Below are 14485 nucleotides of genomic sequence, written 5' to 3'. Positions count from 1 at the left end.
TTCCCTTGTTCGTGGCTGCCGACGAGACCGGCATTCTAGAGACTTTGACGCGTCATCTGTCCAGCCGTGCCGCTACCCGGCTGCGCATTGAGGCCGCACTCGCGCCCATCTTCGAGGCATTTGACAGTCTGCAAAAGGCCGCTTAACGTTTACGTAAAGGTAAATCACAAGAACACCACCATGCCGACCACCTACAGCATCTCCGACCTGGCCCGCGAACTGGACGTCACCCCGCGCGCCATCCGCTTCTACGAGGAACAAGGCATGCTCGCCCCCGAGCGCCGTGGTCAGGAGCGTGTCTATCAGCCCAAGGATCTGGTGACCCTGAAGCTCATCCTGCGCGGCAAACGCATCGGCTTTTCCCTGGCCGAATGCAAGGAGCTGATCGACCTCTACGACCCCAGCAGCGGCAACCACAGGCAGCTCAATACCTTCCTCACCAAGATCGCCGAACGGCGTCAGCAGCTCGAACAACAGCTGCTGGATATCCAGCAGATGCAACTGGAACTGGATACCGCCGAGGAACGCTGCCGCGCGGCCCTGGCCGAAACCACCGCCTAATCGCCCCACGACAAGAACAACGACAGGTGACCCCATGAGCTACCCCACCCTCAACTTCGGCCTCGGCGAAACCCTCGACATGCTGCGCGACTCGGTGCACCAGTTCGCCCAGAACGAGCTGGCACCACGCGCCGCGCAGATCGACCGTGACAACGAATTCCCCATGGACATGTGGCGCAAATTTGGCGACATGGGCCTGCTCGGCATGACGGTCAAGGAAGAGTACGGCGGCACCGACATGGGCTATCTGGCGCATGTGCTGGCCATGGAAGAAATCAGCCGCGCCTCGGCTTCGGTCGGCCTGTCCTACGGCGCGCACTCCAACCTCTGCATCAACCAGATCCACAAGAACGGCAGCGAGGCGCAGAAGCACAAATACCTGCCCAAGCTGTGCTCCGGCGAGCACATCGGCGCCCTGGCCATGAGCGAGCCCAACGCTGGCTCCGATGTGGTGTCGATGAAGCTGCGAGCTGAGAAGCGCGGCGACCGCTACGTGCTCAACGGCAACAAGATGTGGATCACCAACGGCCCGGACGCTCACACCTATGTGATCTACGCCAAGACCGACATCGAGGCCGGCTCGCGCGGCATGACCGCCTTTATCGTCGAGCGCGATTTCAAGGGTTTCTCCCGCCACCAGAAGCTGGACAAGCTGGGCATGCGCGGCTCCAACACCTGCGAACTGCTGTTCGAGGACTGCGAAGTGCCGGAGGAGAACATCTTAGGCGTCGAGGGCGGTGGCGTGCGCGTGCTGATGAGCGGCCTGGACTACGAGCGCACCGTGCTCTCCGGCGGCCCGACCGGGATCATGAGCGCCTGCATGGACGTGGTGCTGCCCTACGTGCACGAACGCCAGCAGTTCAAGCAGTCCATCGGTGAATTCCAGTTGGTACAGGGCAAGCTCGCCGACATGTACGCCGGCATGAACGCCTCCAAGTCCTACCTGTACAACGTCGCCAAAGCCTGTGATCGCGGCGAGGAGTCGCGCAAGGACGCTGCGGCGGTGATCCTCTATACCGCCGAGATGGCCACCAAGATGGCGCTGGACACCATCCAGTTGCTGGGCGGCAACGGCTACACCAATGAGTACCCGGCCGGGCGCCTGCTGCGTGACGCCAAGCTGTACGAGATCGGCGCCGGCACCAGCGAAATCCGCCGCATGCTGATCGGCCGCGAGCTGTTCAACGAAACGAAATAAGCCTGCGTAGCCCGGATGCAATCCGGGGAAATTCTGTCCCGGATTGCATCCGGGCTACGAAATGGAGCGCCACCGATGGCCATCCTGCATACCCAGATCAACACCCGCTCACCGGAGTTCGCCGCCAACCAGGCGGCCATGCTTACCCAGGTGGACGAGTTGCGCGCCCTGCTCGCCCGCATTCACCAAGGCGGCGGCGCCAAGGCGCAGGAGCGCCACACCTCGCGCGGCAAGTTGCTGCCGCGCGAACGCATCAACCGCTTGCTCGATGCCGGCTCGCCCTTTCTCGAGATCGGCCAGCTTGCCGCCCATGAGGTCTACGGCGAGGACGTGCCCGCCGCCGGGGTCATCGCCGGCATCGGCCGAGTCGAAGGCGTGGAATGCATGATCGTGGCCAACGACGCCACGGTTAAGGGCGGGTCCTACTACCCGCTAACGGTGAAGAAACACCTGCGCGCCCAGGCCATCGCCCGTGAAAACCGACTGCCGTGCATCTATCTGGTGGACTCCGGCGGCGCCAACCTGCCGCGTCAGGACGAGGTGTTTCCGGATCGTGAGCACTTCGGTCGTATCTTCTTCAACCAGGCCAACATGAGCGCAATGGGCATTCCACAGATCGCCGTAGTGATGGGCTCCTGCACTGCCGGTGGCGCCTACGTGCCAGCCATGAGTGACGAGACCATCATGGTCCGCGAACAGGCGACCATCTTCCTCGCTGGCCCGCCGTTGGTGAAGGCGGCTACCGGGGAAGTGGTGACCGCCGAAGAACTCGGTGGCGCCGACGTGCACTGCAAGACCAGCGGCGTGGCCGACCACTATGCCGAGGATGACGAACACGCCCTGTCCCTGGCCCGGCGCTGCATCGCCAACCTGAATTGGCGCAAGCTCGGTCAACTCGACAGTCGCGCCCCCATCGCCCCACGCTACCCGACCGAGGACCTGTACGGGGTGATCCCGGCGGACGCCAAGCAGCCGTTCGATGTGCGCGAGGTGATCGCGCGTATCGTCGACGACTCGCAACTGGATGAATTCAAGGCGCTATTCGGCACCACCCTGGTGTGCGGCTTCGCCCGCATCAATGGCTACCCGGTGGCGATCCTGGCCAACAACGGCATTCTGTTCGCCGAAGCCGCGCAGAAAGGTGCGCACTTCGTCGAGCTGGCCTGCCAGCGCGGCATTCCGTTGCTGTTCCTGCAGAACATCACCGGTTTCATGGTGGGCAAAAAATACGAGGAAGGCGGCATCGCCAAGCATGGCGCCAAGCTGGTCACTGCCGTGGCCTGCGCCCAGGTACCGAAATTCACCCTGATCATCGGCGGCAGCTTCGGTGCCGGCAACTACGGCATGTGTGGTCGTGCCTATGACCCGCGCTTTCTGTGGATGTGGCCCAACGCGCGCATCGGCGTGATGGGCGCGCAGCAGGCAGCCGGCGTGCTGGTGCAGGTCAAGCGCGAACAGGCGGCACGCGCCGGCCAGCCGTATTCGGACGAAGACGAGCAGCGCCTCAAACAGCCCATCGTCGAGCAGTACGAACAGCAGGCGCACGCCTTCTATTCCAGCGCCCGCCTGTGGGACGACGGCGTGATCGACCCGGCGCAGACCCGTGAGGTGTTGGCTCTGGCCTTGTCCGCCAGCCTTAACGCCCCCATCGAGACGACCCGTTTCGGGGTGTTCCGCATGTAATCCGTGGGAGGGGCTTTAGCCGCGACAGCCACAGCAAAGCTCGCGGCTAAAGCCACTCCCACCAGAGCCAGCACATATTTCGAGCCCATCACCATGACCAATTTCACCACCGTACAGCTTGAGAAAGACCCGCGCGGCTTCGCCACCCTCTGGCTGAACCGCCCGGAAAAGAACAACGCCTTCAACGCCGAGATGATCCGCGAGCTGATCCTCGCCCTCGACGCCGTCGGTGAGGACAAGAGCCTGCGTTTTCTCCTGCTGCGCGGCCGTGGCAAGCACTTTTCCGCCGGCGCCGACCTGGCCTGGATGCAGCAGGCCGCAGGGCTGGATTACAACGCCAACCTGAGTGACGCCCGCGAGCTGGCCGAGCTGATGTACAACCTGCACGGCCTGAAGATTCCGACCCTGGCCGTCATCCAGGGCGCCGCCTTCGGTGGCGCGATGGGCCTGGCCAGTTGCTGTGACATGGCCATCGGCGCCGAGGACGCCCTGTTTTCGCTGTCCGAGGTGCGTATTGGCCTGGCTCCGGCGGTGATCAGCCCCTTCGTCGTGCAGGCCATTGGCGAGCGCGCAGCCAAGCGCTACGCGCTGACCGCCGAGCGCTTTGACGGCAAGCGCGCCCGCGAACTGGGCCTGCTTGCCGAGTGCTTCCCGGCTGACGAGCTGGAGGCCCAGGTCGAAGTCTGGATCGGCAACCTGCTGCACAACAGCCCGCAAGCCATGCGCGCCAGCAAGGATCTGCTGCGCGAAGTCGGCAGCGGCGAGCTGACCCCAGCCCTGCGCCGCTACACCGAGAACGCCATCGCTCGCCTGCGCGTCAGCGCCGAGGGCCAGGAAGGCCTGCGCGCCTTCCTGGAAAAACGCCAGCCCAGTTGGCAGGAGTCGCAACTATGACTGTCAGCTCTCATACCATGACCGCCCAGCGCGGCCACATGCTGGAAAAACGCCAACCGTCCTGGCAGGAGCAATGACCATGATCGACACCCTGCTGGTCGCCAACCGTGGCGAGATAGCCTGCCGCATCATGCGCACGGCCAAGGCCATGGGCCTGCGTACCGTGGCCGTGCACAGCGCCATCGACGCCAGCGCGCGGCATGTACGTGAAGCCGACATGGCAGTGAATCTCGGCGGCGCCAAACCCGGCGAAAGCTACCTGCTGATCGACAAGATCATCGCCGCCGCCAAGGCCAGCGGCGCGCAGGCCATCCACCCCGGCTACGGCTTTCTTTCGGAGAACGCCGGCTTCGCCCGCGCCATCGAGCAGGCCGGGCTGATCTTCCTCGGCCCGCCCGCCTCGGCCATCGACGCCATGGGCAGCAAGTCGGCGGCCAAGTCGCTGATGGAGGCTGCCGGCGTGCCGCTGGTGCCCGGCTACCACGGCGAAGCGCAGGATTATGAAACCTTCCGCGAAGCCGCCGCGCGCATCGGCTACCCGGTGCTGCTCAAGGCGGCTGCCGGCGGCGGTGGCAAGGGCATGAAAGTCGCCGAGTCGGAGGCGCAGCTCGCCGAGACGCTGGAGTCCGCGCAGCGCGAAGCGCAGTCGGCCTTCGGCGACTCGCGCATGCTGGTGGAAAAATACGTGCTCAAGCCGCGCCACGTGGAGATCCAGGTGTTCGCCGACCAGCACGGCAACTGTCTGTATCTCAACGAGCGCGACTGCTCGATCCAGCGTCGTCACCAGAAGGTGGTGGAAGAAGCGCCAGCGCCGGGCCTGAGCCCCGAGCTGCGCCGCGCCATGGGCGAAGCGGCGGTCAAGGCGGCGCAGGCCATCAGTTATGTCGGCGCCGGCACCGTGGAGTTTCTGCTCGACGAGCGTGGCGATTTCTTCTTCATGGAAATGAACACCCGCCTGCAGGTCGAGCATCCGGTCACCGAGGCCATCACCGGGCTCGACCTCGTGGCCTGGCAGATTCGCGTCGCCCGTGGCGAACCGCTGCCGATCACCCAACAGCAGGTGCCGCTCAACGGCCACGCCATCGAGGTGCGGCTGTACGCCGAAGACCCCGATCACGATTTCCTCCCCGCCACCGGCACCCTGGCGCTGTATCGCGAGGCCGCCAAGGGTGATGGCCGGCGCATTGATAGCGGCGTGGCCGAGGGCGACAGCGTCTCGCCCTTCTACGACCCGATGCTGGGCAAGCTGATCGCCTGGGGCGAGAACCGCGAGCAGGCGCGTCTGCGTCTGCTGGCGATGCTCGGCGATACCCTGGTCGGTGGCGTGAAGACCAACCTGACGTTCCTGCGCCGTATCCTCGCCCACCCGGCCTTCGCCGCGTGCGAGCTGGACACGGGCTTTATCCCGCGCCACCAGCCGCAATTGCTACCTGCGCCCGCTGAGTTGCCGGACTCCTTCTGGCAACTCGCTGCCGATGCCTGGGTGCAGAGCGAGACGCCCCTGCAGCGCGATGACGACCCGCATTCTCCCTGGACAGCCCGCAGCGGCTGGCGCGCCGGTGGCGTGGCGGAGGTCGAGTTGCACCTGAGCTGCCAGGGCGTGAGCCGCAAGGTACGAGCGGATAACAACGCAAGCTTGCAAGGCGAAGAGCTGCTGGCGGAGATCGACGGCACGCGCCAGCGTCTGCGTGCTATCCGCCGTGGCGACACGCTTTACCTGCAGTGGCACGGCGAGCTACACGCGATCACCCGTTTCGACCCTATTGCCGCCGCCGAAGCCGGCCATACTCAACAGGGCGGCCTCAGTGCGCCCATGAACGGCAGCATCGTCCGTGTTCTGGTCGAGCCCGGCCAGACGGTCGAGGCCGGCACCGCACTGGTGGTGCTGGAGGCGATGAAGATGGAGCACAGCATCCGCGCGCCCGAGGCGGGTACGGTCAAGGCGCTGTACTGCCGCGAAGGGGAAATGGTCAGCGAAGGCGCGGTACTGGTGGAGCTGGAGCCGTAGGGTGGATCACACCTTATCGATCCAGCGCATTCGCGTTGGATAAGGTGGACATGAAAAGCGATGTCCACCCTACGCAGTAGACGCGAATGGTGCGCACAGCGCATCCCAGGATGAATACGAGGACACCCGATGAGCCTGCCCAACTCCGTACGACTGGTGGAAGTCGGCCCGCGCGATGGCCTGCAGAACGAGAAGCAACCGATCAGCGTGGCCGACAAGGTGCGTCTGGTCGATGATCTGACGGCAGCCGGGCTGAGCTATGTCGAGGTGGGCAGCTTCGTCTCGCCCAAATGGGTGCCACAGATGGCCGGCTCTGCTGAGGTGTTCGCCGCCATCCAGCGCAAACCTGGCATCACCTACGCCGCCCTGACGCCCAACCTGAAAGGCTTCGAGGCCGCACTCGAAGCCAAGGTAGAGGAAGTCGCGGTATTCGCCGCCGCCAGCGAAACCTTCTCGCAAAAGAACATCAACTGCTCCATCGCCGATAGCCTGCAGCGTTTCGTGCCGCTGATGGAGGCAGCCAAGGCCGCGAACGTTCGTGTGCGCGGCTACGTCTCCTGCGTGCTGGGCTGCCCCTACGATGGCGAGATCGCGCCGGAGCAGGTCGCCAGTGTCGCCCGCGAGCTATATGCCATGGGCTGCTACGAGGTGTCGCTGGGCGACACCATCGGCACCGGCACCGCTGGCAAAACCCGCGCGCTGTTCGAGCAGGTCGGCCGCGACATCCCACGTGAGAGGCTGGCCGGGCACTTCCACGACACCTATGGCCAGGCGCTGGCCAATATCTACGCCAGCCTGCTCGAAGGCATCCATGTGTTCGACAGCTCGGTCGCCGGTCTCGGCGGCTGCCCCTATGCCAAGGGCGCCACCGGCAACGTCGCCACCGAGGACGTGCTGTACCTGCTGCAGGGCCTGGGCATCGAAACTGGTGTGGACATGGACAAGCTGATCGCTGCCGGCCAACGCATCTGCGAGGTGCTCGGCAAGGCCAACGGCTCGCGAGTGGCGCGGGCTCGGATGGCGAATCGCTGAGCGCCAACCTGCCATCTGTAGGAGCGGCTTTAGCCGCGAAAATCGCGGATGAATCCGCTCCTACAAGTATGTGCGGCTTAATCGTTCCACCGTTTTACGCATCAAGAGACACCCCATCCGGCCAGGTGAAAGGTCGGTGCGACAGCAGCAAAGGTCGCCTGAGTTAAAGGTCAAATGCCGCGAACGCACTAAGCTGAAGCATAAGATCGAGTACGACGAGGACTCGCTATGTCGCAACCGCTGTGGACGCCGTCGCCCGAGCGCATCAGCGCCAGCCGGATGGATGCTTTCCGCCGCTTCGTCAACGAGCACCAGGGTTTGCAGCTGGCCGATTACCCTGCCCTGCACGCCTGGAGCGTTGAGCAGCGCGCAGCCTTCTGGCAGGCCATCGTCGACTTCTTCGATATTCGCTTTAACAGCCCTGCCGAATGCGTGCTGCGCGAAGGCCCGACGATGCCCGATGCGCAGTGGTTTCCCGGTGCCACGCTGAACTTCGCCGAACACCTGCTGCGCCGCCGCGACGGCCATCCGGCGCTGGTGGCCATCGGCGAGGATGGCAGCCGCGAGCAGCTTAGCCATGCCCAACTGGCGGCCCATGTCGCCGGCCTGCAGCGAGCCCTGCGCGAGGCCGGCGTAGTCCTCGGCGACCGCGTCGCCGCCTTCATGCCCAATACCTGGCAGACCGTGGTGGGCATGCTTGCCACTGCCAGCCTCGGCGCTACTTGGTCGAGTTGCTCGCCGGATTTCGGCACCCAAGGCGTAATCGACCGCTTCGGCCAGATCGAACCCAAGGTGCTGATCGCCGCCGCAGGCTACCGCTACGCCGACAAGAACATCGATCTGAGCGGCAAGCTCAATGAAATCCTCGGGCAACTACCTTCTCTACAACAGCTGGTGCTGGTGCCTTACGCCAAGGTCGATGCCGACACGACGGACTGCAAAACCGCCGCCGCCGTCAGCCTCTGGCAGGATTTTTACCAGCCCGGCGGCGCGCCGCAGTTCACCCCGACGGCCTTCGACCAGCCGCTGTACATCCTCTACTCCAGCGGCACCACCGGCGTGCCCAAGTGCATCGTCCACGGCGCGGGCGGTACCTTGCTGCAGCACGTCAAGGAGCATGGCCTGCACAGCGATCTGGGCGCCAGCGACACGCTGTTCTACTACACCACCTGCGGCTGGATGATGTGGAACTGGCTGGTCTCGGGTCTGGCCCAGGGCGCCACCCTGGTGCTCTACGACGGTTCGCCCTTTCACCCCGAACCGAGCCGCCTGATCGATCTGATAGACGCCGAGGACATTTCCATCTTCGGCACCAGCGCCAAGTTCATCGCAGCCCTGGAGAAAGCCGGCGTCAAACCGCGACAAAGCCACAAGCTGAGCAGCCTCAAGGCCATTCTCTCCACCGGCTCACCGCTGGCCCACGAGAGCTTCGAGTACGTCTACCGCGAGGTGAAACGCGACCTTTGCCTGTCGTCGATCTCCGGCGGTACCGATATCGTCTCCTGCTTTGCCCTCGGTAACCCGACCCTGCCGGTCTGGCGCGGCGAACTGCAGTGCAAGGGCCTGGGCATGGACGTGCAGGTGTGGAACGACAATGGCCAGGCAGTGACGGGAGAAAAAGGCGAGCTGGTCTGCACCCGACATTTCCCGTCGATGCCGGTGGGCTTCTGGAATGATGCAGGCGGGGAGAAATTCCACGCCGCCTATTTCTCCACCTTCCCCGGCGTCTGGGCCCACGGCGACTACGCCGAGGAGACCGAGCACGGCGGTTTGCTCATCCACGGACGCTCCGATGCCGTGCTCAACCCTGGCGGCGTGCGCATCGGCACCGCGGAAATCTACCGCCAGGTGGAGAAGGTGCCACAGGTACTGGAGTCCATCGCCATCGGCCAGGAATGGGACGGCGATGTGCGCGTGGTGCTGTTCATCCGCCTGCGCGATGGCATGACGCTGGACGATGCCCTGCGCGAGGAGATTCGCCAGATGATTCGCGCCAACACCACGCCGCGCCATGTACCGGCGCGGATCGTCCAGGTTGCGGACATCCCCCGCACCCTCAGCGGCAAGATCGTCGAGCTGGCGGTGCGCAACGTCGTCCACGGCCGCCCGGTGAAGAACACCGATGCCCTGGCCAATCCCCAGGCGCTGGAACTGTATCGCAACCTGGCAGAGTTACGGCGATGAGCTGAGCACTGCCTGGCAAATCACCGCACCACAGCAGCCCTATACTGCTTTGACCAGACCAACAGGATGTTCGTCGTGCCCAACCCCTTCTGGCTGCTCGCTGCCTTGCTGGCCACTGGAACTGCATCAGCAAACGAGCCGGTCAAGCTGTACATGCCGGACGCGCCCCCGCTGACCCTGCACCATTACCAGGGTGGCCACGGCATGGTGGGCGACGTGGTACTGACCGCGCTGGCGAAGATCGGCAAGCTCACCGACATCGTCGCCGAGCCATGGTCTCGCTCTCAGATGCGGGTCGCCAAGGGCAAGGACCTGCTGATCATTCCTCTGTCACGCACCCCCGAGCGCGAGCAGATGTACACCTGGATTGCCTCGGTCATGGAGCTGGAGCGCGCGTTCTTCAGCCTCGATGAGCCAGTCACCAGCTTCGCGCAGGCACGCCAGCGCTACCAGCGGATCGGTGTCGGAATGGGCACGGCGCAGGTTGGCATCCTGCAGCGCGCAGGTTTCAGCGACGAGCAGATCGTGCAGCTCCAGCTGGGCGAAAACCCGGCCCATCTGCTCATCCTTGGCCGCATCGATGCCTGGTTCACCGGCGTACCGGAGGCCCTGTATATCTGGGAGAACTCGCCCTATCGAGAACAGAACCTGCGCAGAAGCCCGACCCTGGCCAGCACCGGCCTGTATCTCGCCTGCTCGAAGGATTGCGATGCGCAACTGGTCGAGCAGCTGCGCAAGGCCATCAGCGAACTGGAACAGGACGGCGTCAGCCTGCTGTTGCGTCAGGCTTACCTGCCGCTGCAGCCCGACCCGTAGGGTCTAGATTCCCTGCCGCCCCGGATCCTCTGGCGGCAGCTCCTCTTCGATATCCTCGAGCTTTAGCTCCAGTCCCCAGTCGCCTGCCGAGGCGGCTTTCGGTGGCGCAACGGGGGCTGCCACCGGCGCTGCAGCAACCGGAGCAGGCCGGGCATTGGCCGGGTTGTCGCGATGGAGCTTGAGCTTCAGGCGCACGTTGTTCGCCGAATCGGCGTTCTTCACCGCCTCCTCTTCATCGATGGCGCCTTCGTGCACCAGGTCGATCAACGCCTGATCGAAGGTCTGCATGCCAAGGTTCTTGGATTTCTCCATGATTTCCTTGAGCTCGGAGAATTCGTTGCGCTTGATCAGGTCGCGCACCGTCGGCGTACCCAGCATCACCTCCACCGCCGCGCGGCGCTTGCCGTCCACGGTCTTGACCAGGCGCTGGGAAACGAACGCCTTGAGGTTGTTGCCCAAATCGTTGAGCAATTGCGGGCGCCGATCTTCGGGGAAGAAGTTGATGATACGGTCCAACGCCTGGTTGGCGTTGTTGGCGTGCAGGGTGGAAATCGCCAGGTGCCCGGTGTCGGCGAAGGCCAGGGCGTGCTCCATGGTTTCGCGGTCGCGGATCTCGCCGATAAGAATGACGTCCGGTGCCTGACGCAGGGTGTTCTTCAACGCCGCATGGAAGCTGCGGGTGTCCACGCCCACCTCACGCTGGTTGATGATCGACTTCTTGTGCCGGTGCACGTACTCCACCGGGTCTTCGATGGTGATGATATGGCCGCCACTGTTGCGGTTGCGGTAGTCGATCAGTGCCGCCAGCGAGGTCGACTTGCCCGAACCGGTGCCACCGACGAACAGCACCAGGCCGCGCTTTTCCATCACCGTGCTGAGCAGCACTTCAGGCAGCTTGAGGTCTTCGAAACGGGGAATGTCCAGCTTGATGTTGCGCGCGACGATGGACACCTCGTTGCGCTGCTTGAAGATGTTGATGCGAAAACGCCCTACACCGGCCAGCGATATGGCCAGGTTCATCTCCAGCTCGCGTTCGAACTCCTCACGCTGGGCGCCGTCCATGATCGCGTCGGCAATGGCCGCCACATCGCCCGCCTTCATCGGCTCCTGACTCAACGCCTTGAGCACGCCGTTGAACTTGGCGCAGGGTGGCGCCCCCGTGGACAGATACAGATCGGAGCCATCCTGACTGGACAGGACTTTCAGCATTGCGTGGAGATCCATGGCGGCGTTTCCGTGAGCGCGATTGAAATACCATAGGCCAAGTTCGCCCGCAGCGCGGACAGCACACGACCGACAAAATTGACGCCATTCTGCTGGCGCAACGAATGCTGGCACAATAGCGCCCTGACAGATTTGAGGACCCCATCAATGGCAAAGGCAATGGCCCGCCACATCCTAGTCAAGACCGAAGCGGAGGCTGCCGCGCTGAAGAAGCGCATCGCTGCTGGCGAGGCCTTCGACGTGCTGGCGCGCAAGCACTCCACCTGCCCCTCCGGCAAGAAGGGCGGCGACCTCGGTGAAGTACGTCCTGGGCAGATGGTGCGTGCAGTGGATCAGGTGATCTTCAAGAAGCCACTGCGCGAGGTGCACGGCCCGGTGAAGACCCAGTTCGGCTATCACCTGATCCAGGTCTTCTATCGCGACTGAGCGCTGCTCAGGCGTCTGGCTCGCCCATGAACTGGACGATCTTGCTCCTCAGCCAGCGCTCGGCCGGGTCATTGTCGGTCACCCCGCTCCAGGCCATGGACAGATCCGGGGTGACCAGCTCAAGGGCGAATCACCGGCGCACTATCAAAGCCCAAGATCGGACAAGCCCGGATGATCGTCAGGACGGCGCCCCAGCGGCCAGCGGAACTTGCGCTCGGACTCCTGAATCGGCAGGTCGTTGATGCAGGCGTAGCGGTTGACCATCAGCCCGTCAGCGCCGAACTCCCAGTTCTCGTTGCCATAGGAGCGAAACCAGTTACCGGAATCGTCGCGCCATTCGTAGGCATAGCGCACGGCGATACGGTTCTCGGTAAATGCCCAGAGTTCCTTGATCAGACGGTAGTCCAGCTCCTTGGCCCATTTGCGCTCGAGGAAGGCACGCGCCTGGTCGCGGCCATTGATGAATTCGGCACGGTTACGCCAACGGGTATCGAGGCTGTAGGCCTGCGCGACCTTGGCGGCATCCCGGCTGTTCCAGCCATCCTCGGCCAGGCGGACCTTCTCGATGGCACTCTCGCGGGTGAACGGCGGCAGCGGCGGGCGAACTTCAGTATTTGATGACATGACGGTACCTCAGGCTTGCGGGGGATTGAGCCCATTGCTGGGCGACAGGGTGTGCAGGAGCAGTTGCGCGGCGCGGCCGGCACTGTCGGCGGCATCCGCCTGGCCGGTGACCATGGCGACAGCGGTAGCGCCATCGATGAGCAGGAGAAACTGTCTGGCCATTTCCTCGGGCTCGGCAAAGCCGCAAGCAGTGGTCAGTTCGTTGACATAGGCCAGCAAACGCTGCTTGTGCAACAGCGCGACGGCGCAGATCTCACTCTCGAGGTCACCGATCTCACCAGCGGCATTGATAAAGGCGCAGCCGTGGAAGTCAGGCGCCGAAAACCAACTGCGCAGCAGTGGAAACACCGCCAGCAATCGCTCGCTCGGCGAGCCTGTCGACGTGCCCGCGATGAACCACTGCATCCAACGCTCATCACGTTCACGCAGTGCGGCGACGACCAGCGCCTCCTTGGTCGGATACAGGCGATAAATGCTTTTGCGCGATACCCCCGACGCCTTGACGATGGCGTCCATACCCGTGGCGTTGATGCCGCCGGCATAGATCAGGCGTTCGGTGGCTTGCAGCAAGCGCTGCTGGATAGAGGCGTCTTCGAGCATGGTTCAAACCAAAGAGAATGATCGTTCTCGATAAAGTAGAACGATCATTCTCTTCGGTCAATCGATTTCTCATAAAGCGAAGGCGAGCGGTAGATCAGTAGAACCTGCCAACGCTTCAGAAGCCCGAGTGCGCGGGCGTGACAGCATTGATCCATGAGTCGCTGCACCCTGCTCTGCAGATACACCTGGCAGGCTGAAGACAGCTCAGCGCCGCGCCAACACCGGCGCATGCTCGGCCATCAGCTCCACCACCCAATCGATGAACACCCGTAGCTTGGCGCTGACATGGCGGTTCGGCGGGAAAGCCAGGTACATCGGCATCGGCGTCATCGACCAATCCTCGAACAGGCGCACCAACTCGCCGCTGGCCAGGTGCGGCTTGGCCATGTAGTGCGGGAGCCAGAGCATGCCAAGCCCCGCCAGCCCTGCGGCCAGGTAGGCGTTGCCATCGTCGACGACAAGCACCGGACGCCCCTGCGCTTCGATGCGCTCCTCTCCCCGCTGCATGGCATAGGGCAAGGCCCTACCCGTGCGTGACCAGAGAAAGCCCACCGTGCTGTGGCCTGCTGCCTGCAGCTCGCGTGGGTGTGCCGGCGTTCCGGCACGCTGCAGATAGCCCGGCGTGGCGTAGATACCAAGTTGCAGATCGCCAATATGGCGCGCCACCAGCGATTGATCGGTGATCGCGCCGCCACGCACCACGCAATCGACGTTCTCGCCAATGATGTCGACGATGCGATCACTGACGCCCAGGGTCAGCTGGATCTCTGGATAGCGCGCATAGAAGCCGGGCAGCGCCGGAATCAGCAGCATGCGCGCGAAGGGGCTGGGCACATCCACCCGCAAGCGGCCGCGCGGCGCCAGCGCAGCACTGGACAGGCTGGTCTCCGCGTCATCGACATCGGCCAGTAGACGCACCACGCGCTCGTAGTAGGCGGCGCCATCGGCCGTAACGTTGACCTTGCGCGTGGTGCGGTTGAGCAGACGCACGCGCAGGCGCGCCTCCAGTTGCTGGACCAGTTGCGTCACGCTGGTCTTGCTCATGTGCAAGGTCGCAGCCGCCTTGGTGAAACTGCCGGTTTCCACCACCCGGGCGAAGGCCTGCATCGCGTCGAAACGGTCCATCTCGCATCACTCTTAGCCGTTGATTGTTTGGATTCTACAAACAGTCATGACCAGAGTTGCTCGTTTATCCAGTTCGGTCGCACTTCTAGAGTGGCCTCATCGACAACAGC

13 protein-coding genes and 1 pseudogene are annotated in these 14485 nt (G+C 63.9%); 9 read left to right on the top strand and 5 right to left on the bottom strand.

The features are described 5' to 3' along the window. Positions 1–180: 180 nt before the first annotated feature. The 8 genes from PCLY_RS03860 to PCLY_RS03825 all read left to right on the top strand — a co-directional run bounded on the left by PCLY_RS03860 (position 181) and on the right by PCLY_RS03825 (position 10376). Positions 181–561 carry a MerR family transcriptional regulator gene (locus tag PCLY_RS03860; protein WP_061237979.1) on the top strand — a complete coding sequence of 127 codons (381 nt, stop codon included), beginning with the start codon at positions 181–183 and terminating at the stop codon, positions 559–561. Positions 562–595: 34 nt separating this feature from the next. After that, a complete protein-coding gene (locus tag PCLY_RS03855) occupies positions 596–1759 on the top strand; it encodes an isovaleryl-CoA dehydrogenase (RefSeq protein WP_061237978.1) in 1164 nt (387 codons plus the stop codon). Positions 1760–1834: 75 nt separating this feature from the next. Further along, a complete protein-coding gene (locus PCLY_RS03850) occupies positions 1835–3442 on the top strand; it encodes a carboxyl transferase domain-containing protein (RefSeq protein ID WP_061237977.1) in 1608 nt (535 codons plus the stop codon). A 93-nt stretch (positions 3443–3535) separates the two neighbouring features. Next, positions 3536–4336, top strand: a complete 801-nt coding sequence (locus PCLY_RS03845) for a gamma-carboxygeranoyl-CoA hydratase (protein ID WP_061237976.1) — start codon at positions 3536–3538, stop codon at positions 4334–4336. Between the two features lie 79 nt (positions 4337–4415). Then, positions 4416–6344, top strand: coding sequence for an acetyl/propionyl/methylcrotonyl-CoA carboxylase subunit alpha (locus PCLY_RS03840; protein ID WP_269451517.1), 1929 nt, complete (start codon positions 4416–4418; stop codon positions 6342–6344). A gap of 129 nt (positions 6345–6473) precedes the next feature. Then, positions 6474–7376, top strand: coding sequence for a hydroxymethylglutaryl-CoA lyase (locus tag PCLY_RS03835; RefSeq protein ID WP_061237973.1), 903 nt, complete (start codon positions 6474–6476; stop codon positions 7374–7376). A 228-nt stretch (positions 7377–7604) separates the two neighbouring features. Next, complete coding sequence (locus PCLY_RS03830; RefSeq protein WP_061237972.1) at positions 7605–9560, top strand: acetoacetate--CoA ligase; 1956 nt, start codon at positions 7605–7607, stop codon at positions 9558–9560. Positions 9561–9626: 66 nt separating this feature from the next. After that, the gene (locus tag PCLY_RS03825) at positions 9627–10376 is read left to right on the top strand and encodes a substrate-binding periplasmic protein (RefSeq protein ID WP_061237970.1); all 750 of its coding nucleotides are present in this window, start codon (positions 9627–9629) and stop codon (positions 10374–10376) included. 3 nt (positions 10377–10379) lie between these two features. On the opposite strand, the gene PCLY_RS03820 is transcribed toward PCLY_RS03825, so the two are convergent. Then, entirely contained in the window at positions 10380–11600 is a 1221-nt protein-coding gene (locus tag PCLY_RS03820; RefSeq protein ID WP_197432137.1) for a PilT/PilU family type 4a pilus ATPase, read from the bottom strand. A gap of 147 nt (positions 11601–11747) precedes the next feature. Here PCLY_RS03820 and PCLY_RS03815 point away from each other — a divergent pair, with 147 nt between their 5' ends. Further along, complete coding sequence (locus PCLY_RS03815; protein ID WP_013715799.1) at positions 11748–12026, top strand: peptidylprolyl isomerase; 279 nt, start codon at positions 11748–11750, stop codon at positions 12024–12026. Positions 12027–12033: 7 nt separating this feature from the next. Here the strand turns inward: PCLY_RS03815 and PCLY_RS24325 are convergent. From PCLY_RS24325 to PCLY_RS03800, 4 genes and pseudogenes are all read right to left on the bottom strand, one after another. Further along, positions 12034–12132, bottom strand: a pseudogene (locus tag PCLY_RS24325) (LysR family transcriptional regulator); the annotation flags it as partial. 38 nt (positions 12133–12170) lie between these two features. After that, positions 12171–12650: a nuclear transport factor 2 family protein gene (locus PCLY_RS03810; RefSeq protein WP_061237967.1), complete on the bottom strand. Its 480-nt coding sequence runs from the start codon at positions 12648–12650 to the stop codon at positions 12171–12173. Positions 12651–12659: 9 nt separating this feature from the next. Next, positions 12660–13250, bottom strand: coding sequence for a TetR/AcrR family transcriptional regulator (locus PCLY_RS03805; protein WP_061237965.1), 591 nt, complete (start codon positions 13248–13250; stop codon positions 12660–12662). Between the two features lie 204 nt (positions 13251–13454). After that, a complete protein-coding gene (locus PCLY_RS03800; protein ID WP_061237964.1) occupies positions 13455–14375 on the bottom strand; it encodes a LysR family transcriptional regulator in 921 nt (306 codons plus the stop codon). Positions 14376–14485: the final 110 nt, after the last annotated feature.

Source organism: Ectopseudomonas composti, assembly GCF_001567565.1.
GTDB lineage: Bacteria > Pseudomonadota > Gammaproteobacteria > Pseudomonadales > Pseudomonadaceae > Aquipseudomonas > Aquipseudomonas composti_A.
The sequence above is the reverse complement of the archived record's forward strand: the minus strand, read 5'-3'. Positions and strand labels throughout refer to the sequence as shown.